General features: G+C 67.2%; 25 protein-coding genes. 8 read left to right on the plus strand and 17 right to left on the minus strand.

Going from position 1 to position 24598, the window contains the following annotated elements:
- The first annotated feature begins 89 nt into the window (after positions 1-89).
- Entirely contained in the window at positions 90-908 is an 819-nt protein-coding gene (locus tag AWC07_RS11855; RefSeq protein WP_036411255.1) for an Rv0361 family membrane protein, read from the plus strand.
- A 78-nt stretch (positions 909-986) separates the two neighbouring features.
- On the opposite strand, the gene fbaA is transcribed toward AWC07_RS11855, so the two are convergent.
- Entirely contained in the window at positions 987-2021 is a 1035-nt protein-coding gene (gene fbaA, locus AWC07_RS11860) for a class II fructose-bisphosphate aldolase (protein ID WP_036411256.1), read from the minus strand.
- Positions 2022-2116: 95 nt separating this feature from the next.
- On the opposite strand from fbaA, the gene AWC07_RS11865 reads away from it, so the two are divergent.
- Entirely contained in the window at positions 2117-2788 is a 672-nt protein-coding gene (locus tag AWC07_RS11865; RefSeq protein WP_036411259.1) for a VTT domain-containing protein, read from the plus strand.
- Here AWC07_RS11865 and AWC07_RS11870 read toward each other — a convergent pair.
- Complete coding sequence (locus AWC07_RS11870) at positions 2777-3892, minus strand: glycoside hydrolase family 76 protein (protein WP_036411262.1); 1116 nt, start codon at positions 3890-3892, stop codon at positions 2777-2779. The two genes, AWC07_RS11865 and AWC07_RS11870, sit on opposite strands and share 12 nt — an antisense overlap.
- A gap of 625 nt (positions 3893-4517) precedes the next feature.
- On the opposite strand from AWC07_RS11870, the gene AWC07_RS11885 reads away from it, so the two are divergent.
- Both AWC07_RS11885 and eutC read left to right on the plus strand, forming a co-directional pair.
- The gene (locus AWC07_RS11885; RefSeq protein WP_036411268.1) at positions 4518-5924 is read left to right on the plus strand and encodes an ethanolamine ammonia-lyase subunit EutB; all 1407 of its coding nucleotides are present in this window, start codon (positions 4518-4520) and stop codon (positions 5922-5924) included.
- Entirely contained in the window at positions 5924-6697 is a 774-nt protein-coding gene (gene eutC, locus AWC07_RS11890; protein WP_036411271.1) for an ethanolamine ammonia-lyase subunit EutC, read from the plus strand. Before AWC07_RS11885 ends, eutC begins: the two co-directional genes overlap by 1 nt.
- A gap of 2 nt (positions 6698-6699) precedes the next feature.
- Here eutC and AWC07_RS11895 read toward each other — a convergent pair whose 3' ends face one another.
- The 9 genes from AWC07_RS11895 to AWC07_RS11935 form a co-directional block, all read right to left on the minus strand.
- Positions 6700-7917, minus strand: a complete 1218-nt coding sequence (locus AWC07_RS11895) for a vWA domain-containing protein (RefSeq protein ID WP_085105081.1) — start codon at positions 7915-7917, stop codon at positions 6700-6702.
- A 4-nt stretch (positions 7918-7921) separates the two neighbouring features.
- Positions 7922-8557 (minus strand): SRPBCC family protein, encoded by a 636-nt coding sequence (locus tag AWC07_RS11900; protein WP_036412462.1) that lies wholly within the window; start codon positions 8555-8557, stop codon positions 7922-7924.
- Positions 8558-8570: 13 nt separating this feature from the next.
- Positions 8571-9449, minus strand: coding sequence for an AAA family ATPase (locus AWC07_RS11905; RefSeq protein ID WP_139829657.1), 879 nt, complete (start codon positions 9447-9449; stop codon positions 8571-8573).
- The gene (locus AWC07_RS11910) at positions 9446-10021 is read right to left on the minus strand and encodes a nucleotidyltransferase family protein (protein ID WP_036412477.1); all 576 of its coding nucleotides are present in this window, start codon (positions 10019-10021) and stop codon (positions 9446-9448) included. Before AWC07_RS11910 ends, AWC07_RS11905 begins: the two co-directional genes overlap by 4 nt.
- Positions 10018-10890 carry an XdhC family protein gene (locus AWC07_RS11915; RefSeq protein WP_036412478.1) on the minus strand — a complete coding sequence of 291 codons (873 nt, stop codon included), beginning with the start codon at positions 10888-10890 and terminating at the stop codon, positions 10018-10020. The genes AWC07_RS11910 and AWC07_RS11915 overlap by 4 nt, the downstream gene beginning before the upstream one ends.
- Positions 10891-10896: 6 nt before the next feature.
- Positions 10897-13305 (minus strand): aerobic carbon-monoxide dehydrogenase large subunit, encoded by a 2409-nt coding sequence (locus AWC07_RS11920; RefSeq protein WP_036412467.1) that lies wholly within the window; start codon positions 13303-13305, stop codon positions 10897-10899.
- Complete coding sequence (locus AWC07_RS11925) at positions 13302-13778, minus strand: (2Fe-2S)-binding protein (protein WP_036412469.1); 477 nt, start codon at positions 13776-13778, stop codon at positions 13302-13304. The genes AWC07_RS11920 and AWC07_RS11925 overlap by 4 nt, the downstream gene beginning before the upstream one ends.
- 61 nt (positions 13779-13839) lie before the next feature.
- On the minus strand, positions 13840-14730 hold the full coding sequence (locus AWC07_RS11930) for an FAD binding domain-containing protein (RefSeq protein ID WP_036412471.1): 891 nt from the start codon (positions 14728-14730) through the stop codon (positions 13840-13842).
- Between the two features lie 31 nt (positions 14731-14761).
- Positions 14762-15922: an XdhC family protein gene (locus AWC07_RS11935; RefSeq protein ID WP_036412472.1), complete on the minus strand. Its 1161-nt coding sequence runs from the start codon at positions 15920-15922 to the stop codon at positions 14762-14764.
- A 33-nt stretch (positions 15923-15955) separates the two neighbouring features.
- On the opposite strand from AWC07_RS11935, the gene AWC07_RS11940 reads away from it, so the two are divergent.
- Both AWC07_RS11940 and AWC07_RS11945 read left to right on the plus strand, forming a co-directional pair.
- Positions 15956-16921, plus strand: a complete 966-nt coding sequence (locus tag AWC07_RS11940) for a LysR family transcriptional regulator (RefSeq protein ID WP_036412473.1) — start codon at positions 15956-15958, stop codon at positions 16919-16921.
- Between the two features lie 17 nt (positions 16922-16938).
- Positions 16939-17157 (plus strand): dodecin family protein, encoded by a 219-nt coding sequence (locus tag AWC07_RS11945; RefSeq protein ID WP_023370097.1) that lies wholly within the window; start codon positions 16939-16941, stop codon positions 17155-17157.
- 228 nt (positions 17158-17385) lie between these two features.
- Here AWC07_RS11945 and AWC07_RS11950 read toward each other — a convergent pair whose 3' ends face one another.
- Genes AWC07_RS11950 through ttfA form a run of 5 tightly spaced genes read right to left on the minus strand, consistent with a single transcriptional unit; the run spans position 17386 to position 21133 of the window.
- Positions 17386-18030: a TrmH family RNA methyltransferase gene (locus AWC07_RS11950; protein ID WP_036412480.1), complete on the minus strand. Its 645-nt coding sequence runs from the start codon at positions 18028-18030 to the stop codon at positions 17386-17388.
- On the minus strand, positions 18027-18920 hold the full coding sequence (locus AWC07_RS11955) for a hypothetical protein (RefSeq protein ID WP_036412474.1): 894 nt from the start codon (positions 18918-18920) through the stop codon (positions 18027-18029). The genes AWC07_RS11950 and AWC07_RS11955 overlap by 4 nt, the downstream gene beginning before the upstream one ends.
- Positions 18921-18930: 10 nt before the next feature.
- The gene (gene pyrE / locus AWC07_RS11960) at positions 18931-19470 is read right to left on the minus strand and encodes an orotate phosphoribosyltransferase (RefSeq protein ID WP_036412481.1); all 540 of its coding nucleotides are present in this window, start codon (positions 19468-19470) and stop codon (positions 18931-18933) included.
- Positions 19457-20230, minus strand: a complete 774-nt coding sequence (locus AWC07_RS11965; RefSeq protein ID WP_036412475.1) for an SDR family NAD(P)-dependent oxidoreductase — start codon at positions 20228-20230, stop codon at positions 19457-19459. Before AWC07_RS11965 ends, pyrE begins: the two co-directional genes overlap by 14 nt.
- A gap of 45 nt (positions 20231-20275) precedes the next feature.
- Positions 20276-21133: a trehalose monomycolate transport factor TtfA gene (gene ttfA / locus AWC07_RS11970; protein ID WP_036412476.1), complete on the minus strand. Its 858-nt coding sequence runs from the start codon at positions 21131-21133 to the stop codon at positions 20276-20278.
- Between the two features lie 225 nt (positions 21134-21358).
- On the opposite strand from ttfA, the gene AWC07_RS11975 reads away from it, so the two are divergent.
- Complete coding sequence (locus AWC07_RS11975) at positions 21359-21799, plus strand: DsrE family protein (RefSeq protein WP_208622405.1); 441 nt, start codon at positions 21359-21361, stop codon at positions 21797-21799.
- 2 nt (positions 21800-21801) lie between these two features.
- Positions 21802-22083, plus strand: coding sequence for a Clp protease/crotonase-like domain-containing protein (locus tag AWC07_RS11980; protein ID WP_036412551.1), 282 nt, complete (start codon positions 21802-21804; stop codon positions 22081-22083).
- Here the strand turns inward: AWC07_RS11980 and clpB are convergent.
- Entirely contained in the window at positions 22049-24595 is a 2547-nt protein-coding gene (gene clpB, locus AWC07_RS11985; protein ID WP_036412553.1) for an ATP-dependent chaperone ClpB, read from the minus strand. The two genes, AWC07_RS11980 and clpB, sit on opposite strands and share 35 nt — an antisense overlap.
- Positions 24596-24598: the final 3 nt, after the last annotated feature.

Genomic DNA, 24598 nt, shown 5'->3' on the forward strand with positions numbered 1-24598 from the left:
CCCCGCCCCACCTCGGCGATCAGGCGAACCGGGGGTCGAATCGCTAAGCTCCGAACTACCCACTCGATAGCGGGAGGACAACAGCGCTTATGCCCAACGCACCCGAACCCGACCGCGGCGACACCGAAACCGGGGGCCAGTCGGCCGGCAATGAAGGCGCCGCAGGCACCGAGCGCCAGCCTCTGATCCCCGACGACGCCGAAACCGAGACCGTGGTGATCTCCACATCTGACCCGGAGAACAATCCGGGATCGGCAAACGCGGACCTGCCGCGCGAACGCCGCTTTACCGCGCCGGGCTTCGACGCGAAGGAGACCCAGGTCATCGCCACCTCTCCCGAGCCGGCCACCGAGGTCTTCCACACCTCCCCGGCACCGCCCGGTCCCCCACCGCCGATCGGCGGACCACCGAAAACCGCGACGCCACAGTCGATTCCGCCTCGCGGCGGCAAGCCGCCGTTGAGACAACGCAACTGGGGTTGGGTGTTGGCGATTGTCGTGATCGTGCTGGCGGTGGCGGCCATCGCCATCCTGGGCACGGTACTGTTCACCCGCGGCAAGCACTCGAAGGTGTCGCAGGAAGACCAGGTGCGGCAGACCATTCAGAGCTTCGACGTGGCAATCCAGACCGGCGACCTGACCACGCTGCGCAGCATCACCTGCGGCACCACCCGCGACGGCTACGTGGACTACGACGAACGCTCCTGGAGCGAAACCTATCGACGGGTTTCGGCGGCCAAGCAGTATCCGGTGATCGCCAGCATCGACCAGGTTGTCGTCAACGGCCAACACGCCGAGGCCAATGTCACCACGTTCATGGCCTACGACCCGCAGGTCCGCTCGACACGCAGCCTCGATCTGCAGTTCCGCGACGACCAGTGGAAGATCTGCCAGTCCCCGAGCAACTAACTCAGACGCCGAGCAGACACACAATCGCACCGGACATGGCGGATTTGTGCGAGTCTGCGACTGCTCGCGGAATGGAAATCAGCCGGCGAGCGACTTTCCGGCGCAGTGCAGGTCGTTGCAGGCCTCGATCACCCGCTCGGTCATCGAAGCCTCGGCCTTCTTGAGGTAGCTGCGCGGGTCGTAGACCTTCTTGACGCCTACTTCGCCGTCGACCTTGAGCACGCCGTCGTAGTTGGTGAACATGTGACCGGCGATCGGGCGGGTGAACGCGTACTGGGTGTCGGTGTCGACGTTCATCTTCACCACGCCGTAGCGCAGCGCCTCCTCGATCTCGGACTTCAGCGAGCCGGACCCGCCGTGGAAGACGAAATCGAACGGCTTGGCGTCTTCGGGCAATCCGAGCTTGGCCGCCGCCACCTTCTGCCCCTGGGCCAGGATGTCGGGACGTAGCTTGACGTTGCCGGGCTTGTAAACGCCGTGCACGTTGCCGAACGTCGCGGCCAGCAGGTACTTGCCGTGCTCACCCGCGCCGAGCGCGTCGATGGTCTTCTCGAAATCGTCTGGGGTGGTGTAGAGCTTGTCGTTGATTTCGTTGGCGACGCCGTCCTCTTCGCCGCCCACCACGCCGATCTCGATCTCCAGGATGATCTTGGCCGCCGCCGCCGCTTTGAGCAGCTCCTGGGCGATCACCAAGTTCTCGTCGATCGGCACCGCCGAGCCGTCCCACATGTGCGACTGGAACAGCGGATTGCCGCCCTTGCTCACCCGATCCGACGAGAGAGCCAGCAGCGGCCGCACGTAGCTGTCGAGTTTGTCCTTGGGGCAATGATCGGTGTGCAGCGCGACGTTGATCGCGTACTTGGCCGCGACGACATGGGTGAACTCGGCCAGCGCGACAGCACCGATCACCATGTCCTTGACGCCGAGACCGGAGCCGAACTCCGCACCCCCGGTGGAGAACTGGATGATGCCGTCGCTGCCGGCGTCGGCGAAGCCTTTGAGCGCGGCGTTGATGGTCTCCGACGACGTGCAGTTGATGGCCGGAAAGGCGTACGCGTTCTCCTTGGCACGTCCCAGCATCTCGGCGTAGACCTCGGGCGTTGCAATGGGCATAAACTTCCTCCTCGAAGAATGCTGGGTCTAATCAGTATTGCAACTCACCAGTTTGTGTCCAGGCCGGTGGGTCTGGCCCGGTATGTTGGGACATCGTGAGCACCGCCGTGACGGCCCTGCCGGACATCCTCGACCCGATGTACTGGTTGGGCGCCGACGGGGTTTTCGGATCCGCCGTGCTGCCCGGGATCTTGATCATCGTCTTCATCGAGACCGGCCTGCTGTTTCCGCTGCTACCCGGGGAATCGCTGCTGTTCACCGGCGGGCTGTTGGCCGCGAGTACCAACCCGCCGGTCACCATCGGGGTGCTCGCCCCGGCGGTAGCTGTGGTGGCGGTGCTCGGCGATCAGAACGCGTACTTCATCGGCCGCCGGATCGGGCCGGCGCTGTTCAAGAAGGAAGATTCGCGGTTCTTCAAGAAGCACTACGTGACCGAGTCACACGCATTCTTCGAAAGATACGGGCCCTGGACGATCATCCTGGCCCGCTTCGCGCCGTTCGTGCGGACCTTCGTCCCGGTGGTCGCCGGCGTGTCCTACATGCGCTATCCGGTATTTCTCGCGTTCGACATCGTCGGCGGCATCGCCTGGGGCGCGGGTGCGACGCTGGCCGGCTACTTCCTGGGCAACGTGCCGTTCGTGCACCACAACCTGGAAAAAATCATCCTGGGCATTCTGTTCGTCTCGCTGCTGCCGGTGATGACGGCGGCATGGCGTACCTACCGGTCACGGCGGCGCGACAAGAACGAGGCCGCACTACCCGAGTGAGCCGACGCCGGCGACGCTGTGGGCGGCCTCCATCAGCATCCAGCCCGACAGCTGTACCGACAGATCGCGCTCCGGGATCTCGGAGCTGTTCACCGCTCCCGCGACGAACTGCGCCTGCTGTCCGCCCGCGGTGGGCAGCTCGGCGTCACGGTCCCAGAAGGCCCCGAACACCGGCAACCCGTCCACCGTTTGCCGGTAGTCCCACGCTGATTTCGCCGACGACAGCACTATCTTGGCGGCGCTGCGGCGAGCCGCGACGTCGTCGGCGGAGTCGCCCGGCAACGTGGTGGCCACCAGCGCCAGGTAGCGGGCGGTGATACCGGCGAACAGGCCGCCGTCGCCGCCCCCGGCGCCGCGCAGCACACCAGCCGGCGCCATGTGCTGGTCCACGGCTGCCACCAGCCGCTGCACCCGGGCGAAGTGGCGCTGGTCGCCGGTGCGGGCCGCCAATTCGGTCTCCAGACCGAGCACCACACCCTGGCAGTAGGTGTACTGGGCGCGGACCAACGACCCGTCTTTGATGCCGTCGAACACCAGCTGCGTCTCCGGGTCGATCAGCGTGCGGTCGATCCAGTCGGCCATCTGCTGGGCACGCTGCAGCCAGTCGTCATAGCGGGCCAGAAATATCCCGGCCGGGCCGTTGGCGGGGGCGTTGAAGAACTGGTCCTGCTTGCGCCACGGGATGCCGCCGCCGTCCTCGGGTGCCCATGCGTTGACGAACTGGGCGGCCAGCTTCGGCAGCGCGCGCCGCCGCTGCACCCCGGCGATCCGGGCGGCGCGTTCCAGGGCCAGCGCCAGCCACGCCATGTCGTCGTAATAGCTGTTGGTCCAGGAGAAATTGTTGCGCAGCCGATGCGAGCGGACCTGCCGGTTGATGCTGATGTGCCGCTGCGGCTGTGGGTCGCGCAGCTGCGCATCGAGCAGGCAATCCAGCAGATGCGCCTGCCACCAGTAGTGCCAGGTGCCGAACAGTCGGTCTTTGCGGGCCGCTGGCCAGGCCACCACGCCCAGCTGCGTCCCCGGCATCGCCCAAAGCCGTCTGAGGTGCCGCTGGGTGACGGCGGCTTCGGAGGTGGCGGCCCGGTTTGCCCAGAGCTGGTCCATGGGTTAAATCCTGCCTTAGCCCTGGCTACGGTCAGCGACGGATCCGATATTCCACGGAACATCCATTGAGCGGGTTAAGAGTGCCGGGCAGGTAATGCTCACCCTGTTGTCTGTGACGGCTACCTAGTCTCCGAAGCTCACATCGTGCGAACGTGATCCATGCAATGCTGCCACTACTATGGCCTCCGCAATCAGCGCGGTGCCCAGCACCGTTCGAAACAGCTTGGGGCCCAAACTGATTAGCTCGTGCCGACGCAACAGCGGATGCGCCGGCGGCGCGATGGCGCCTCCACCGTCGGAATAACCATGTGCTGCCGACATGCTCAGATTCGCGATGACTTCGGGGTTTTCGGCTTCCGGCTGTGCGATTCGCCGTCCGGGGTCGAGAATGCTCCCGGCGGAGGGCGACAACGTCGACGCCGGAGGACGTCGGAGGACGTCGGCGGGTGCCGTCGAACCGGCCGCAACTGATGGTGGTGGAGTCGTTCAGCGTGGCTGCGCTTTACCGTCTCGGGGTATTCTCAGCATCCATACTCTATTTCGCCTTCTGTAGTCGGCACCGACTGGTCGCCAACTCCCCAGACGAAGAATTGGCCGGATTCGAATATTCCGAGAGCACACTGTGATGAGTTACCGACACACTGTTGCAGGTACCACCTACACGTTTGATGGTCTGGTCGATGTAATGGCGAAAGCAACGCCATTGCGGTCCGGTGACCAGCTCGCCGGCTGCGCCGCCGAGCATGATGCCGAACGTGCCGCGGCCGCATGGGTGCTCGCCGACATACCCCTGACCACGTTTCTCACCGATGTCGTGGTCCCCTATGAAACCGACGAAGTTACCCGCCTGATCATCGACAGCCACGATCGCGAGGCGTTCAGCCCGCTCGCCCACCTGACTGTGGGCGGTTTTCGGGACTGGCTACTGGATACGGCCGCCCGAGACGACAGCGCGACACGAATCGCCGCAATCGCCCCCGGCCTTACCCCAGAAATGATTGCCGCGGTCTCAAAGATGATGCGCAACCAGGATTTGATTCTGGTCGCCGCGGCCGCAACCGCTACCGCGGCCTTCCGCACCACCATCGGGTTGCCGGGCAGGTTGGCCACTCGGCTGCAGCCTAACCATCCGACCGACGACCCTCGCGGAATCGCGGCGGTGGTGCTCGACGGCCTGCTGATGGGATGCGGAGATGCGGTGATCGGCATCAACCCGGCCACCGACTCACCACACGCAACCTCGGAGCTGCTCTTCCAACTTGACGACATCCGGCAACGCTTTAGCATCCCCACCCAGTCGTGCGTGCTGTGCCACGTGACGACCACCATGGAACTGATCGGCCGGGGCGTGCCCGTCGACCTCGTGTTCCAGTCGATCGCAGGCACCGAAGGCGCCAATTCCAGTTTCGGCGTCACCATCGCAATGTTGTTGGAAGCCAACGAGGCTGCCCGATCACTCCACCGCGGCACAGTCGGCGACAACGTGATGTACCTGGAGACGGGACAGGGGTCGGCCCTGTCGGCTGGAGCCCACCTCGGCGTGGGGGGCAAGCCCGTCGACCAGCAGACGTTGGAGGCTCGGGCCTACGCGGTGGCCCGAGCGCTGCAGCCGCTATTGATCAACACCGTCGTCGGATTTATTGGACCTGAATACCTTTACGACGGTAAGCAGATCATCCGTGCCGGGCTCGAAGACCACTTCTGCGGGAAACTGCTCGGCCTACCTATGGGCGTCGACGTCTGCTACACCAACCACGCCGAAGCGGACCAGGATGATATGGACACGCTGCTGACCCTGCTGGGCGTAGCGGGTGCCGCCTTCGTTATCGCTGTCCCCGGCGCCGACGACATCATGCTGGGCTATCAAAGCCTGTCATTTCACGATGCGTTGTATGTGCGGCAAGCGCTGGGTTTGCGCCCTGCGCCTGAATTCGAAGCTTGGCTGGCCGGCCTGGGCATGGCCGACACCAACGGCCGAATTCTGCCTATCGATCTCGCGAACTCGCCATTACGCGCCCTGGCCTCCGGTTGATGGGCATGTCGGATTCCGCACCCGCAGAAGACGTTTGGGCACCGTTGCGGGACACCACCCAGGCACGGATCGGACTTGGACGTGCGGGAAACTCGGTACCGACGCGGCACGTCCTAGAGTTCCAAGCCGCTCACGCCGCCGCGCGTGACGCCGTCCATGACCCGCTCAATGTCGACAGCCTCACCAAGCAAATCCGCGAAATCGACCTGGGCGCGCCACTGCAGGTGCAAAGTATGGCCACCTCACGAAGTGAGTACCTCCGCCGGCCCGACCTCGGTCGCAGCCCAAAAGATTTGTCCGCCGTACCGAAAACCGGCGCGGACATCGGCATCGTGCTCGCCGACGGGCTCTCACCCGCCGCGCTCACTAACCACGCGGTCGGCGTGGTTGAGGCGCTGGTCCGCGAATTCAACGGCCGGTATCGCATTGCCCCGCTGGTGATCGCAACCCAGGCGCGCGTCGCCCTCGGCGACCAGATTGGTCACGCCCTCGGGGTGAAAACACTGCTCGTGATCATCGGCGAACGCCCTGGACTATCGGTTACGGACAGTCTCGGCATCTACCTGACCCATATGCCGGCGCCAGGACTCACCGACGCGGAGCGCAACTGCATCTCCAACATCCACCCGCCCGACGGCCTTGATTATCGAACGGCCGCGGCAACCGCTGCGGCGCTCATCTCGGAAGCCCGCAAACTTGGCCGCTCGGGTGTCGCCCTCAAAGACAACTCGCGCAACAAAGTGGTCGCCGGCGGCGTACTCAGTGTCGAATGACTTCATCGGGCTGGCGTCCTGGCCAGCGCCAAGAGCAGCTGGCGCAATCCGGTCCGGGAATGTGCCGGCAGAAAAAGATCGCAATAGGGCAGCGCCACCGCCATCGAACCGGTCAGGGGCCGGAACTCCGCCGCCGCGGCGCGCGGGTTGAGCCAGATCAGCAGCTCGGCACGGCGACGCACCCGGGCCAGCGCGTGGTCCAGCACCTCGGGGGGATCGCTGTCCCAGCCATCGGAGGCGATGATGACCACCGCGCCGCGCAACGCATTACCGTAGGGCGGGGCCAACAGGGCGCCGACGCTGCGGCCGATGAACGTGCCGCCGTAGCGGTCGGTCACCTTGGCATTGGCCCGTTGCAGCGCGACCTCGGCCGAGCGATGCGACAACACCGCGGTAAGCCGGGTCAGGGACGTCGAGAAGGCGAACACCTCGGGCCGGATTCCCGCCTGGCGCAGCGCTGCGGCTCGCATCAGATGCAGATAGATCGCGGCGTAGGGCTGCATCGACCGGCTCACATCGCAGACCAGCACAATCCGCCGCGGTCGGCGGCGCGGCCTGCTACGCGCCAGCAGCATCGCCTCCCAGCCGGTCGACCGAGACGCGTTCATGGTCGCGCGCAGGTCGATGCGCTTGCCGTGTCGGCTGGACTCCAACCGCAGGCTGCGCCGACGCGGCCAGCGTTGCACCGCGGTCTCCAGCCAAGTCCCGAGCAGCCTCAGGTCGTCGGGATCGAACCGCTCGAACGGTTCGTCGGCCAGGGCAGCGATGCGGCTGGGCAGGTACTGCGGCAGCTGGACACTGGGGCCGCGGGCGCCGGTCTCCTCGGTGCTGGTCCGGGTGGCCCAGGGCACACCGTCGGCGCCGCCGCCGGATCGGCTGCCGGCGCGGTGCACGGTCCCGGCCGCGGGGGTGCGGGGGCCACCGAGCGGTAGCGACGGCGCGGGCGGCCCGGCGGCATCAACGTCGACGGCGCCGAACACCGTGGTAAACACCGCATCGAAGGCGACGAGATCTTCCATCCGGTTCACCAGGGTCAACCGGGCGGCCCAGTACAGCGTCGCCGCGGCGTGCGGCCCCAGCTGGCGCAACGCCTGCACGAAACTTGCTGGGCCGCTTGCGGATACGTGGACCCCAGCGCTGCGCAGCCGTGCCACCATGGCGGCCGCGAACGCCGCCAGATCGACGCCCCGCAACAACGGCGTGTCGATGGGCGTGTTCATCTTGTCAGCGCCGCCGGCGCAGCACCCAGAGCAGCACCAGCACGGCCGTCACCGCCAGCGCCACCGCAGCGTACTTCTTCAGCCGGTCGGCGCCGGCGAGCTCCAGCAGGTCGATCGGAGCGGGCTCGGCGGCGGCAGGGCCTGCTGAGCGCGCGGGGCCGGCCGCGGGCTCAGGGCCGGTCGCGGTTGCCGGGCCCGTCGCCGCGAGTTCGGCTTCCAGCGAATCGACGAACTGGCTCAGCAACTTCTCCGAGACCTGCTGCAGCATTCCGCTGCCGAATTGGGCCAGCTTGCCGACGACCTTCAGGTCGGTGTCGACGGTCACCTGGGTACGCTCACCCGCCTCGTGCAGCCGGGCGGTGACGGTGGCGGCCGCGTTGCCGGTGCCCCGGGCTTCCTTGCCTTTGGCGTCGATCACCGCGCGGTGCTGGTCGCGGTCCTGCTCGACGAAATGCACCTTGCCACTAAATTCGCTGGTCACCGGGCCCACCTTGACCTTGACCTTGCCCAGGTAGTCGTCGCCGTCGTGGCCGGTCAGTTGCGCCCCGGGCATCAGCGGGATCACCTTCTCGAGATCGCATAACACGTCCCAGGCCTGTTCGATCGGGGCGCTGACGCTGAACTCGTTGGCGATCTTCATGCTGCGGGTCCTCTCATGTCCGGCTGCACTCGGTGAAAGCGGTGTACGCGTCACGAATCAGCGTACGGTCATCGGGTGTCTTGGCCAGCGCCCCCAGGCTGGCGAGCGCGCCCGGGTCCACCAGATCCGCGACACCCAGCGACACCAGGGCCGCCACCCAGTCGATGGTCTCGGCCACGCCGGGCGGCTTGTCCAGGTCGAGATCGCGGGTGCGGCCGACGAATTGGGTGGCACGCTGGATCAGCGGCGCGGTGGCCCCGGGCACCGTCCGGCGGACGATCGCGGCGGCCCGGGCCGGCTCCGGGTAGTCGATCCAGTGGTACAGACAGCGCCGCCGCAGCGCGTCGTGCAGGTCCCGGCTGCGGTTGGAGGTGAGCACCGCGACCGGCGGCCGCTGCGCGACGAAGGTGCCCAACTCCGGGACGGTGACGGCGGATTCGCCGAGGAATTCCAGCAGCAGCGCCTCGAATTCGTCATCGGCCCGGTCGATCTCGTCGATCAGCAGCACCGGTGGGGTCGGGCCGCGATGGCGGACACAGCGCAGGATCGGCCGGTCCACCAGGTAGGCCTCGGTGTAGAGATCTGCCTCCTGAATACCGGTGCCCTGCGCTTCGGCGAGCCGGATGGCCAGCAGCTGACGTTGGTAGTTCCAGTCATACAGCGCCTCGCTCGCGGTCAGCCCCTCATAACACTGCAGCCGTACCAGTGTTGTATCCAGCACCGCGGCAAGGGTTTTGGCGGCCGTCGTCTTGCCGACGCCGGGTTCGCCCTCCAGCAGCAGCGGTCTGCCGAGGGTGACCGCGAGATAGATCGCCGAGGCGGTCCCCATGTCGAGCAGGTAGTTGTGCGCGTCGAACCGGTGGACGACGTCGTCGGGGTCGGTGAACATCACGATGTCACCAGCCGCCGGTAGTCGTCCCAGGTGTCCACGTCGAGCGGCACCGAACCGTCGACCGTGAGTTCGCGCACCTGGTGCCGGCCCGACTCCATCAGCTTCCACACCCCCTTGTCGCCGTGCAGTTGCGCCAGCTCACCGAAGATGTTGCGGCCCAGCCAGAATGGATGTCCGATGCCGTCGGCGTAGCGGCACACCATGATCTCGGCGGCCGGTCCCTCGGTCGCCAGCTGCCGCAGCGTCGCGCGATCCACGCCCGGCTGGTCGCCCAGCATCAACACGATGCCGGCGGCCTGCGGGTCCACCCGTTGCAGTGCCTCCCGCAGCGACGCCGAACACCCGGCCCCGTGGTCGTCAACGACCACCACGTCGACCCCGGCCAGCGGCACCGTGTCACGCACCTTCGCGGCCGCGCCGCCCAGCGTGACGATCAGCTGGTCGAATCCGGCGCCGCGAGCGACCTCCAGGGTCGCCCCCAGCAGCGTCGTATTCCGGTATGGCAGCAGCTGTTTGGGCGTGCCCAGCCGTCGGGAACTGCCGGCGGCCAGCACGACACCGGTGACCGTCATCCGGCCGGCCGGTTTGCGAACGCGGCACGGCATCCCGAACCGCAGAACCAGTAGTCGCTGCCTTCTCGCCGCAGGTGCTCGGTCGTGGGCCCGACGGTCACCGTCATGCCGCATACCGGGTCGACCGCCTGGCGCGGCGCGGTTGCGGGCGCGCTCAAATTGCCCTTGCGCAGCGCCGCGATAAGCTCGGCGGCGATCGACACCGCGATCTCCGCCGGGGTCTTGGCGCCGATCGGCAAGCCGACCGGCGTGTGGATGCGGGCCCGCTCGGCCTCGGACAGGTCGAGCGAGCTCAGGATCGAGGCGCCGCGGACCTTGCTCGCCACCAGGCCGATATACCCGACGCCGTTATCCAGTGCGGCACGGATGGTTTCGGCCTCCGGCCCGCCGTGGCTGGCGATCACGACGGCGGTCGGCAAGGCGGTGGCATCACCCCGCTCAGTGTCGCGTCGCGCGTCGTACCCGAGCACGCCGCACAGCTGGATCAGCGCGTCGGCGATCGGCGTGGTGCCGTAGACCCGGATCAGCGGCGCCGGCAACTGCGGGGTCAAGAAGATCTCCAGGGCCCCGCCGGACAAACACGGGTTGACCACCACGCAGGCGCCGGGCGCTTCCGGGAAGTGCACGTCGCCGTCGGGAAGCACCCGCAGCAGCACGCTTTCACCGGCCTGCAATGCGCCCAGCGCCGCCTTACGGACCGAGTTCTGCGCGCACTGGCCGCCGACAAAGCCTTCAATGGTGCCGTCCGCCAACAGTATTGCCTCGTCTCCCGGATAGGCGGAGGCGGGCGGCTGGGCCCGCACCACGGTCGCGTGCACGAACGGTGTCCGTGCCGCCAGTAGTTGCTGAGCCCGTTCACTGATGGTCATCATGGTCTAAATCGGCGGTCTGGCGCGGCCTTGCATGGCTTCCCAGACCCGCGACGGTGTCAGCGGCATGTCGGCGTGGCGAACTCCGAACGGCGCCAACGCATCCACCACCGCGTTCACCACTGCGGGCGGGGATCCGACGGTGGCCGACTCGCCGATGCCCTTGGCGCCGATCGGGTGATGCGGTGACGGCGTGACGGTGTGGCCGGTCTCCAGGTGCGGCACCTCGAGCGCGGTCGGGATCAGGTAGTCCATCAGCGAGCCGCCCAGGCAGTTGCCGTCCTGGTCGAAGGCGATCATCTCCATCAGCGCCATCCCGATTCCGTCGACGACACCGCCGTGCACCTGGCCCTCGATGATCATCGGGTTGATCCGGGTGCCGCAGTCATCCACGGCCAGAAAGCGGCGCACCTTGACCACGCCGGTGCCCGGATCGACGTCCACCACACAGAAATACGCGCCGTAGGGGTAGGTCAGGTTCGACGGGTTGTAGCACACCTCGGCGTCCAGCCCGCCCTCGATACCCTCCGGCAGATCACCGGCGCCGTGGGCACGCATCGCGATGTCGGCGATAGTCACCGACGCCGACGGGTCACCCTTGACGTGGAACTTGCCCTTCTCCCACTCCAGGTCGGCCACCGAGACTTCCAGCATGCCCGAGGCGATGATCTTGGCCTTGTCGCGCACCTTGCGAGCCACCAACGCCGCGGCCCCACCCGACACCGGGGTCGAGCGGCTACCATAAGTGCCCAGCCCGAACGGGGTCTGGTCGGTGTCGCCGTGCACCACCTCGATATCGTCGGGCGGGATGCCCAGCTCCTCCGCGACGATCTGCGCGAACGTCGTCTCATGACCCTGGCCCTGCGTCTGAACCGAAAGCCGCACAACGGCTTTGCCCGTCGGATGCACCCGCAGCTCGCAGCCGTCGGCCATGCCGAGGCCGAGGATGTCCATGTCCTTGCGCGGCCCGGCGCCCACGGCCTCGGTGAAGAACGACATGCCGATGCCCATCAGCTCGCCTTGTTGCCGTCTGCGCCGTTGTTCCTCGCGTAACGCGTCGTAGCCGATCATGTCCATGGCCTTGCGCATGGTGGCCTCGTAGTCGCCCGAGTCGTACACCCAGCCGGTCTTGGTGGTGTACGGGAATTGCTCGGGCTTCAACAGATTTCGCAGCCGCAGCTCGGCCGGGTCCATCTTCAGCTCGTAGGCCAGACAGTCCACCAGCCGCTCGACGAAATACACCGCCTCGGTGATCCGGAACGAGCACGCATAGGCCACCCCGCCGGGCGCCTTGTTGGTGTACACCGCCGTCATGTGGCAGTAGGCGGCTTCCAGGTCGTAGCTGCCGGTGAACACCCCGAAGAAACCGGCCGGGTACTTCGTCGGCGCCGCCTGGCCGTTGAACGCGCCGTGGTCGGCCAGCACGTTGGACCGCAATGCCAGGATCTTGCCGTCCTTGGTGGCCGCGATCTCGCCGACCATGATGTAGTCGCGCGCGAAGCTGGTGGAGGTCAGGTTCTCGCTGCGGTCCTCCATCCACTTGACGGGCTTGCCCAGCAGCAGCGAGCCGACGATCGCGCACACATAGCCCGGGTAGATCGGCACCTTGTTGCCGAACCCGCCGCCGATGTCGGGCGAGATGACCCGGATCTTGTGTTCGGGAAGCCCCGCGACCAACGCATACAGCGTCCGGTGGGCGTGTGGTGCCTGCGACGTGGTCCACAGCGTCAGCTTTCCGCTGACCGGATCCAAATCGGCTACCGCACCGCAGGTTTCCATCGGAGCCGGGTGCACCCGCGGATAGACCATCTCCTGCTTAACGACGACGTCGGCCGTGGCGAAGACAGCCTCGGTGGCGGCCGCGTCGCCGGTCTCCCAGTCGAAGATGTGGTTGTCCTGCTTGCCCTCCAGGTCGCTGCGGATCACCGGCGCATCGGGATCGAGCGCCTTGCGGACGTCGACAACCGGATCCAGCGGGTCGTACTCGACGTCGATCAGCTCCAGCGCATCGCGGGCCGAATACCGGTCGGCGGCAACGACGAACGCCACCTCCTGCCCCTGGAAGCGCACCTTGTCGGTGGCCAGCACGGCTTGCACGTCGCCCGCCAGCGTCGGCATCCAGGCCAGGCCCTTCTCGGCCAGGTCGGCACCGGTGACCACCGCCTTGACCTTCGGATGGGCCAAGGCCGCAGTGGTGTCGATGCTGACGATGCGGGCGTGCGCATAGGGGGAGCGCAGAATCGCCAGGTGCAGCATGCCGGGCAGCGTGACGTCGTCGACGTAGGTGCCGCGGCCGCGGATAAAACGCGGGTCCTCCTTGCGCAGCATCCGACCGTGGCCGCAAGGCTTCTGGTCGTTGTCAACTGTGTCTTCGGGTGAGGGCGGGCGAGATGCCCCCTCTTTAAAGGTGGTCATGACTCGGCCTTTGCGGTCTGGTGCTGGGCGGCCCATTGGATGGAGCGCACGATTGTCGTGTATCCGGTGCACCGGCAGATCTGCCCGGAGATCGCCTCCCGGATGGTCTGCTCGTCGGGATTGGGGTTGCGGTCCAGCAGGGCCCGGGCGGTGATCATCATTCCCGGTGTGCAAAAGCCGCATTGCAACCCGTGGCAGCGCATAAACCCTTCTTGCACCGGGTCGAGTGATCCGTCAACGGCCAAGCCCTCCACGGTCCGCACGCTGTGCCCGGATGCCATGACGGCCAGCATCGTGCACGACTTCACCGGGACGCCGTCGACGTCGACCACGCAGGTTCCACAGTTGCTGGTGTCACAGCCCCAGTGAGTTCCGGTGAGCCCCAACTGATCCCGGAGGAAATGCACCAGCAGCATCCGGGGTTCGACCTCGGCGGTGACCTGTTCGCCGTTGACGGTCATGGTTACCTGCATGGGCTTGCTCCTTTCTGGTGGCGACCCGCCGCGCCCGGCTCCGCCGCGCTTGCGATCGCCACTAGTTCCCTTCCGGCTCAGGGATGTTGCGCACCCGCTCGGTCGCGGTGCGCAGCGTGCGGATGGTTAATTCGGAAGCCAAGTGCCGCTTGTACTCGGCGGTGCCGCGAACATCGGTTACCGGATCGCAGGCTTGGCTTGCTTGCCGGCCCGCCTCGGCGAAGGTTTCTTCGGTGACAGGGCGACCCACCAAGGCCTGGGAAAGCTCTGCGAGCGCTGTCCTATTGGGATTCACCGCGGTGAGGCCCACCCGCGCGGCAGCTATGGTGTCGCCGTCGAGGGTGATCGACGCACCGGCCGCGGTGACGGCCCAATCACCAACCCGCCGTTCAACTTTCGCATAGGCGCTGGAGGTGTTGTGCCGCACCGGGATTCGTACCTCGACCAGGATCTCGTTGTGCGCCAACGCGGTCTCGTATGGTCCCACCATGAAGTCGTCGATCGCTATCTCACGCTCGCCCGACGGCCCCCGCGCCAGGCACACCGCGTTCAGCACCGTGCACACCGTCGACAGGTCCTCGGCCGGATCGGCCTGACACAGCGAACCGCCCAGGGTGCCGCGGTTGCGGACCACCGGGTCGGCGATCACGCGTTCGGCATCACGGAAGATCGGGCACACCGCCGCCAGCCGGTCCGACTCCAGGATCTCGCGGTGCCGGGTCATGGCGCCGATGCGAGCCAGGGTCGGGTCGGTGATCACGTATCCGAGTTCGGGCGCCAGGTCGTTGATGTCGACCAGATACTCCGGGTTGGCGATGCGCAGCTTCATCATCGGCAGCAGGCTGTGGCCGCCGGCGACCACTCGCGCCCCCTCCCCCAACCGATCCAGTAATCCGATGGCGTGGTCGACGCTGGTCGCACGCTCGTATTCAAAGGGCCCAGGTACTTGCATGCGCCCAGTGTCAGCCGCTGCTCGACGAGCGTCAATATCGACTTAAGTGATCGCTGAACTCGCCTTCTACCTGCGCGTCATGGTGGATCCGACCGTCGGTCTCGACCAGCGGGCGCCCGCCGCCGCCCCACCGCCGGGCGATGATGTCCGCGGCGATCGACACCGCCGTCTCCTCGGGTGTACGCGCGCCCAGGTCCAGCCCGATCGGGCTGGACAACCGGCTCAGTTCGGCGTCGGTCAGCCCGACCGCCCGCAGCCGCTGCACCCGGTCGTCATGCGTCCGGCGCGATCCCATCGCCCCCACATACCCGACCCGGGGCAGGCGCAGCGCCACCTCGAGCACCGGGACGTCGAATTTCGGATCGTGGGTGAGCACGCAGATCACGGTGCGCTCGTCGACGGCACCGGCCTGCGCCTGGGCGGCCAGATAGCGGTGTGGCCACTCGACGACGACCTCGTCGGCCGTCGGAAAGCGCGCCGCCGTGGCAAAGACGGCGCGAGCGTCGCAGACGGTGACCCGATAGCCCAGGAACGATCCCTGCCGCGCCAGGGCGGCGGCGAAGTCGATCGCGCCGAACACCAGCATCCGCGGGCGCGGCGCGTAGCTGGACACGAAGACCTCCATGCCTTCGCCCCGGCGTTGCCCGTCGGGGCCGTACTCGAGAATTTCGTTGCGCCCCAGTGCAAGCAGACCGCGCGCGTCGTCGGTGACCGCAGCGTCGGCACGCTCGGAGCCGAGCGATCCGGCAATCGCGTCGGGATGCACGACAAGCCGTCGGCCAACCCATTGTGTGTCCGGGTGGGTGATCACGGTCGCGACCGCCACCGGCCGATGGGCCGCGATGTCCCCGGCCACCGCACCGAGTTCGGGAAACGTTGACTGCGAGACGGATTCGACGAAGACATCGATAATGCCGCCACAGGTCAGGCCCACCGCGAAGGCGTCGTCGTCGCTGAACCCATAACGTTCCAGCCGCGGTGTCCCGGTGCGTACCACCTCGGTGGCAAGTTCGTAGACAGCACCTTCCACGCAACCACCCGACACCGAGCCACTTACCGAACCGTCGGGCGCCACCACCATCGCCGCACCCGGGGGCCGGGGCGCGGACCGCAATGTCCGCACGACCGTCGCCAACCCCGCGGTATCACCGGCGTGCCAGATCGACAGCAGCTCGGCAAGCACGTCACGCACCCCTTTAAACTAGGCCAGAAGTAGGCTCTTTCCATGACTCCGGCTCAACTTCGGGCCTATTCGGCAGTGGTGCGGCTGGGCTCGGTGCGGGCGGCCGCCGCAGAGCTCGGCCTCTCCGATGCCGGGGTCTCCATGCACATCGCGGCGTTGCGCAAGGAGCTCGACGACCAACTGTTCACCAGGACCGGCGCCGGGTTGGCGTTCACCCCCGGCGGGCTGCGGCTGGCGAGCCGGGCAGTGGAAATCCTGGGCCTCCAGCAACAAACGGCGATCGAGGTCACCGAGGCCGCCCACGGCCGCCGGCTGCTGCGCATCGCCGCGTCCAGCACCTTCGCCGAGCACGCGGCACCGGGCTTGATCGAGCTGTTCTCGTCTCGAGCCGACGACCTGTCCGTCGAGTTGAGCGTGCATCCGACGAGCCGATTCCGCGACCTGATTCTGTCGCGGGCGGTTGACATCGCCATCGGCCCGGCCAGTGAAAGCCGCCGCGGCGCCGACGGTTCGCTATTCGTGCGGCCCTTTCTGAAGTATCAGATCATCACTGTCGTGGCACCCAACAGCCCACTGGCCGTTGGTATTCCGACGCCCGCGTTGTTGCGCCAGCAGCAGTGGATGCTTGGTCCCCCGGCGGGGAGCGTGGACGGTGAGATCGCAACCATGTTGCGGGACTTGGCGATTCCAGAGTCACAGCAGCGAATTTTTCAGAGCGATGCCGCTGCCCTCGAGGAGATCCGGCGAGTCGGTGGCGTCGCGCTGACCATCGGCTTCGCGGTCGCCAAGGACCTGGCCGCCGGACGGTTGGTGCATGTGACCGGTCCGGGACTGGATAGGTCCGGCGAGTGGTGTGCCTCGACGTTGGCGCCCTCGGCCCGTCAGCCCGCGGTGTCCGAACTGGTCCGGTTCATCACCACCCCGCGGTGCACCCAGGCGATGATCCGCGGCAGCGGGGTCGGCGTGGCGCGGTTCCGTCCGAAGGTCCACGTCACCTTATGGAGTTAGCTATACGCTTTACCCCCATGAGCGTGTACAAGGTGATCGACATCATCGGGACCAGCCCGACCTCCTGGGAGCAGGCCGCGGCGGAGGCGGTGCAGCGGGCGCGGGAAAGCGTCGACGACATCCGGGTGGCCCGGGTCATCGAGCAGGACATGTCGGTGGACTCGAGCGGCAAGATCACCTTCCGGATCAAGCTCGAGATCTCGTTCAAGATGAGGCCGGCCAAACCACGCGACTAGGCCTGAGCCGAGCTATTGCGGTTGTCGGGCCGTTGCGCCCGCGGCTTCGAGTGTGCTCAGAGGGCTTCGACTGTGCGCGTGTGGCCGTCGGGCCGTCGCGCGTCTGGCTTCGACTGTGCGCGTGTGGCTTTGAGTGTGCATCCACGGCTTTGACCGTGTACTCAGGGCTGGGGATTCGCTCCGACGACGCCCACAGCGCGCACTCGACGCCCTCACCGCACACTCGATTCACCAAGCCCGCGACAAGTCGGCATGCTCCCTGATCCACGCGTGCATCGCGATCCCGGCGGCCACGCCGGCGTTGATGCTGCGGGTCGAGCCGAACTGGGCGATCGACACCGTGATCGACGCCCCGGCGCGGGCGTCGTCGGTGATGCCGGGTCCTTCCTGACCGAACACCAGCAAGCACTCCCGCGGCAGCGTCGTCTGCTCCAGCCGCGCCGCCCCGGGGACGTTGTCGACGGCGACCACCGTCAAACCGGCGCCCACGGCGAAGTCGAGCAACTCGGCGGTGCTGTCGTGGTGGCGCAACCGCTGGTAGCGGTCGGTCACCATGGCGCCACGACGGTTCCAGCGGCGACGGCCGACGATGTGCACGGTGTCCACCGCGAACGCGTTGGCGGTGCGCACCACCGAACCGATGTTGGCGTCGTGGCCGAAGTTCTCGATCGCCACATGCAGCGGGTGCCGGCGAGTATCGATGTCGGCGACGATCGCCTCCCGGGTCCAATACCGGTAGGCGTCGACGACATTGCGAGTATCGCCGTCGCGCAACAACTCTGGGTCATACCGCAGGTCGTCGGGCAAATCACCTACCCAGGGGCCGACGCCGCCGGCCGGCGCCGCCCACTCAGTGGGCCCCGCTTCGTTCATCGCGACGTCCACACCGCGGCGTGCGTGCCCACGATCGCCACCGTCGCATACAGCAGCGCCTGGTTGATTTCACCCTGGGTGCACAGCGACGCGTCGAGGTGTACGGCGTCGCGGGACGCATCCGGCAGGATCAGCACCGATGCGCCGTAGGTCGCACACGCCGGGCTCAATCCGCGGCCGGGCAACGTCGGCGCCGCGAGCAGCATCATCGGCCCGCCGCGGGCAGCGGAGTCGTCGCGATACCGGGTCGCCGGCGCATCGGCCGTCAACCCCAGCAGCATGTAGCCGTTGCCCGCGAATGCCGTCGGGTCCCCGAGCTGGGCCTTGGTCACCGGCGTACCGTCGGCGCGCCAGGCCGACAGGCTGGTGGTCTTGACCACCAGACCGGTGTCGTTCTGATTCGTCGGCAGCATCCCCACCGGAAATGCGGCCGGATAAGCCGCCGCGGTATTGGCGATCCGATCATGAGGCGAATAGGCATACACACCGCGCACCGCGCTGCGGTCGGTCAGTGGGCCCAGGCAGACCGTCCCGGTGAGCCGGTCGGGTGGCGCCGACAGCGGCTTGGCGATATCGCGCACCTTGGTCACCGCGTCGTCGCAGCTGCCGAGGCCGGTCGATTCCAGCGGATGGGCCAGGGCGCCGTAGAGGCCGTAGCGAACGTCCTCGGGTTTGGCGTGGGGCGCATGGGGGTCGCTCGGCGACGCATCGACGTCGACCAGCACATAGTCACCGGACCAGCGCAGATTCGACACCGCCATGTTCCACCCCAGCACCGACAGCGACTCGCCCAGCCGGGCGCTCCGGGCGCCGTAGATGCGATCCGGTGTCGAATGGGAGCAAGCCACCAGACACGCCAACGCCACGATCAGCGCAACCAGAACACGCACCGCCGGCGGCCTAGCCCAGCCCCAGGTCGGCAAGCCCCAGCACGCTGCGGTACGGCAGACCCGCGGCCTCGATCGCCTCCGCGGCACCGGTGGCGCGGTCCACGACAGTGGCCACGCCGACCACCTCGCCTCCGGCATCTTGGACGGCGTGCACCGCCGTCAGCGCGGAGTTGCCCGTGGTACTGGTGTCCTCGACCACCAGGACCCGCTGACCGGACACCTCGGATCCCTCGATAAGTCGTTGCAGGCCATGGGTTTTCGCCGACTTGCGGACGACGAACGCGTCGATCGGGCGACCGGGCGCGTGCATGATGGCGGTCGCCACCGGGTCGGCGCCGAGCGTCAGGCCGCCGACGAGCGCATAGTCCCAGTCGGCGGTGAGTTCACGCATCAACCTGCCGATCAATGCCGACGCCCGGTGATGCAGGGTGGCGCGGCGCAGGTCGACGTAATAGTCGGCCTGTTTGCCCGACGACAGCGTGACCCGGCCATGCACCACCGACAACCGGCGCACCAGCTCGGCGAGCTCGCCGCGGTCAGCTTCGGCCACTGCCGCCGCCGACACGTTTGACTGCCGCCCTGACCAGGCCCCGCGGCATCAGCCGCCCGGCCGTGACGATCGCCTTGTAGTGCAGGCCCGGGACGCTGATCACCTTGCCGCGGGTGACGTCGGCCAGGCTCTGGCTGACCACGTCGTCGACCTCGAGCCACAGGAACGACGGGAGCTTGGACATGTCGATGCCGGCCCGGGCGTGGAATTCGGTATGCACGTAGCCCGGGCATACGGCGTGCACACCGACACCGGTGCCCTGCAACCCGTTGGCCAGGCCCTCACTGAACGAGATCACCCAGGCTTTGGACGCCGAGTAGGTCGACCCGCGGCCGGATAGCAGACCGGCGACGCTGGCGATGTTGATGACGGTGCCCGCGCCGGCTTCGAGCATGACCGGCAACGCGGCCCGGGTCAGTTGCATCACCGCGGTCACGTTGACGTCGAGCTGCGCCTGCAGCAGGGCGGGATCGGTCGTCCAGAATTCCCCGGAGGTGCCCAGGCCGGCATTGTTGACCAACACCCGGACGCCCTGGGAGAGCCGTTCGGCGACTTTGGCCCGGTCGGCCGCGTCGGCCAGGTCGGCGGGCAGGATCTCGACGCCGCCGGCCTGCGCTTCCAATTCACCGGCCAATTGCCGCAACCGGTCGACATCACGGGCGACGAGAACCAGGTCGTAGCCGTCACGCGCGTAGCGTCGCGCGTAGCCGGAGCCAATCCCGGAAGTCGGACCTGTGATCAGCGCGACGGGCCGTGGCATGAGCGACAGTGTACTGACCGGGCGCCGGCCCCCCGGGCCCCGCTATCAGTGCTGGTAGTTGCTGGCTTGCCGGCCGTTACGACCGGCCGGCGGTGGACGCCGAACACCTTCGGGACGACCTTCGTCACGACGCACCGGTTCGGCCACCCGACGAGCCGGATCGGGTATTAGGCCGGCGGCCGGGTCCACCTGAGTGCGCCGGGGCGGCAGTTCGGCCTGACGCGCGGATGCCAGCGGACGCCCCGGTGCCGCGTTGCGCGCCGGTTCTGGGCTCTCTTGAGAGGTCTCGTCCTGCGGCAGCGGCGGCAACACCCGCAACAGGTCATTGAATTGGCGCACGGTACGCAGCCCCTCGTCCCACTGGGCGCGGGTGCTGGAGATCGGCATGCTGACCAACGTCCAGTTCTGCTCGTTCCACATGATTTCGGCGCAGTCGGGTGCGGTGTGCGCGAAGGTGACCATGCGCCGGTCGCAGGCCCGCCGGGCCGCGTCGAGATTGGTGGAGTAGACCATCCGCGGCCCGATCGCGCCGAGCAACCAGATGTCGCTTTCCCGTGGTTCCTTGAGCCCCTTGAGCCGCAGGTCTACCACGACGTTGGTGCCCACCTTGCGGTGCAGGGCGATCACCGTGGCGACTTCCTCGAGATCGAAAATGTAGACGGCCTCGCCGCGGATCTGGCCCAGCACCACGTTCTTGGCCGGGACATCGCCGACCGTCGACATCACACCGCGCTTCCAGCGATGCAGGATTTCGGTCGACTCGCGCTCGTAGTCGAAGCCGTGCGATCGCGCCCACGACCTACGGCGTCGGCTGCGCCCGCGTCGTCGATCGATGTCGACGTACAGCAACACCACCGCACCGACGAAGCACAGCGCGGACAGCGTGAACCAAAGCGGGACCACGGGAGACAGCCTATCTGCTGATGGGCCCGAATAAAGAATCCGAGCAGGTCACAACCGAATCACAGGACTCAAAACCCAGGCGCGTCGGATGCCCGGTCTCCAGTGGCGGCCAAACGGCGGTTACCCGTATTTCCTCGTTGCCCGCGGCCCGCTGGTGGCCCAGGTGGATCATTGCCGACATCGAATCCGCACTATCGAATCGCACTATCGAGATAGGAGTCATCTGTGTCCCTGCCAGACGAGACGCTGCATATCGACGTTCCCGTCGAACTCGACGAGGTGAAGGTCGTGTTCAGCGTGGCATCGCTCACCTTCGAAGGGGACATGCCGGCCGTCCTGTTCCACCTGGGAATCGTGGTGGCTGATGCCGCCGCCTGGCAGGCCGAGTCGCAGGTCGTCGCCGTGTTCCATACGAATGCCGGACACGTGACACTCGACGACCAAGCCTACAACGCCAACCGGCACGTCAGTACCGGCAATCCGTACAAGCCGGTGCTGGCCGACCTGATAGCCAACGGAGTGCACATCGAGTTGTGCGGAGCCACCGCCAGGGCCAGCGGCTGGCGCAACGCCGATTTGATCCCCGGAACCAGGATCAACAGAAACGCCATGGCGCGATTGACGCAGCTCGTCCAGCAGGGGTACGTGAAGATTTCGGAATCGTAGCGATGTATCAAGGATGTATCCGCATCGCGTCGTGTCCGCCGACGGCCATCGCGAACGCCAAACGCGCGGTCGACGCCGCTCTAACCGAGGACCTCACGACCGGCCTGCGCATCGAGGATCAATTGCTTCGCGAATCCCTCGCGCAGCCGGTCGCCCGCCAACGGCTGCAGGCGATCATCGACGCCGGCGCCCAGACCCGAGACTTCGAGCTGGGCGCCGCGTCGAAACCGCCCGCGCGCGAGCCCAGCGCTAGCCCAAGATCAGTGAATCGCCGTCGGCGCTGACATTGACGGGCACCACGTCGCCGTCGTGCACCTCGCCAGCCAGCAGCATCTTGGCCAGCTGGTCGCCGATGGCCTGTTGCACCAGCCGCCGCAACGGACGCGCGCCGTACACGGGGTCGAATCCGCGATGCGCTAGCCACTGCTTGGCCGGCAGCGACACCTCGAGCTGCAGCCGCCGCTGGGCGAGCCGCTTGTCCAGCTGCGCGAGTTGAATGTCGACGATCTGCACCAGCTCCTCGGGGTTGAGCGCGTCGAAGATCAGCACATCGTCGAGCCGGTTGATGAACTCCGGCTTGAACGTGGCGCGCACCGCGGCCATCACCTGTTCCTCGCTGCCACCCGATCCCAGATTGGACGTCAGGATCAGGATGGTGTTGCGGAAGTCGACGGTGCGACCATGGCCGTCGGTCAGCCGGCCTTCGTCGAGCACCTGCAACAGCACGTCGAACACATCCGGGTGGGCCTTCTCGACCTCGTCGAACAGCACCACGGTGTACGGGCGCCGGCGCACCGATTCGGTCAGCTGACCACCCTGTTCATAGCCGACGTATCCGGGCGGGGCGCCGATCAATCGAGCAACGGTGTGCTTCTCGCCGTATTCGCTCATGTCGATGCGGACCATCGCGCGCTCGTCGTCGAACAGGAAGTCGGCCAGCGCCTTGGCGAGCTCGGTCTTACCGACACCGGTCGGGCCGAGGAACATGAACGCCCCGGTCGGCCGGTTCGGGTCGGACACCCCGGCCCGGCTGCGGCGCACCGCATCCGAGACCGCCTGCACGGGCTTGCGCTGCCCGACGACGCGCTTGCCCAGCTCGTCTTCCATGCGCAGCAGCTTGGCGGTCTCGCCCTCCAGCAGCCGCCCGGCCGGGATACCGGTCCAGGCCGACACCACGTCGGCGATGTCGTCCGGGCCGACCTCCTCCTTGAGCATCACCTGCTCGCGGGCCTGCGCCTGCGGCAGCGCGGCGTCGAGCTTCTTCTCGACCTCGGGAATACGGCCGTACCGTAGCTCGGCGGCCTTGGCCAGGTCGCCGTCGCGCTCGGCCCGCTCGGACTCCCCGCGCAGGGCTTCCAGCTGCTCCTTGAGCTCGCGAACGATCTCGATGGCGTTCTTCTCGTTCTGCCAACGGGTAGTCAGCTCCGCCAACTGCTCTTTCTTATCGGCCAGCTCGGCGCGCAGCTTCTCCAGCCGCTCCTTGGACGCTTCGTCCTCCTCCTTGGCCAGCGCCATCTCCTCGATCTCGAGCCGGCGGACCAGCCGCTCGACCTCGTCGATCTCGACGGGCCGCGAGTCGATCTCCATCCGCAGCCGGCTGGCCGACTCGTCGACCAAGTCGATGGCCTTGTCCGGCAGGAAGCGCGCGGTGATGTAGCGGTCGGACAGCGTGGCGGCGGCCACCAACGCCGAGTCGGTGATGCGGACACCGTGGTGTACCTCGTAACGGTCTTTGAGCCCGCGCAGGATACCGATGGTGTCCTCCACCGACGGCTCGCCGACGAACACCTGCTGGAAACGGCGCTCCAGCGCGGCGTCCTTCTCGATGTACTTGCGGTACTCGTCGAGCGTGGTCGCGCCGACCAGCCGCAGCTCGCCGCGGGCCAGCATCGGCTTGATCATGTTGCCGGCGTCCATGGCGCCCTCGCCGGTCGCGCCGGCGCCCACGATGGTGTGCAGCTCATCAATGAACGTGATGATCTGCCCGGCGGAGTTCTTGATGTCGTCGAGGACGGCCTTGAGCCGTTCCTCGAACTCGCCGCGGTACTTGGAGCCGGCAACCATCGAACCGAGGTCGAGCGCGATGATCGTCTTGTCCCGCAGGCTTTCCGGGACGTCGCCGGCCACGATCCGTTGGGCCAGGCCCTCCACGATCGCGGTCTTACCGACGCCGGGTTCGCCGATCAGCACCGGGTTGTTCTTGGTGCGACGGCTCAAGACCTGAACGACGCGGCGAATCTCGTTGTCGCGCCCGATGACCGGGTCGAGCTTGCCTTCGCGGGCGCGTGCGGTCAGGTCGGTGGAGTACTTCTCCAGCGCCTGATAGGTCGCCTCGGGTTCGGGGCTGGTGACGCGGGCGCTGCCGCGCACCTTGACGAAAGCCTCCCTGAGGGCTTGCGGGGAGGCGCCGTGCCCGTTGAGCAGCTTGGCGACGTCGGAATCACCGGTGGCCAGGCCGACCATCACGTGCTCGGTGGAGACGTACTCGTCGTCCAGCTCGGTGGCCAAATGTTGAGCGGCGGTGATCGCCGCCAGCGACTCGCGCGACAGCTGCGGTTGCGCACTGGCGCCGGTGATCTGCGGCAACCGGTCGAGCAGGCGCTGCGCTTCGGCACGGACCGCGGCGGGCTCGACACCGACGGCCTCCAGCAGCGGCGCGGCGATGCCGTCGGCCTGGGTCAACAGGGCCATCAGCAGATGAGCAGGCCTGATTTCGGGATTGCCGGCAGCCGAAGCCGCTTGCAGGGCCGACGTGAGTGCCGCCTGCGTCTTGGTGGTCGGGTTGAAAGAGTCCACGAC

Origin of the sequence: Mycobacterium gastri (assembly GCF_002102175.1) — a bacterium.
In the GTDB taxonomy this organism is placed as follows: Bacteria; Actinomycetota; Actinomycetes; order Mycobacteriales; family Mycobacteriaceae; genus Mycobacterium; species Mycobacterium gastri.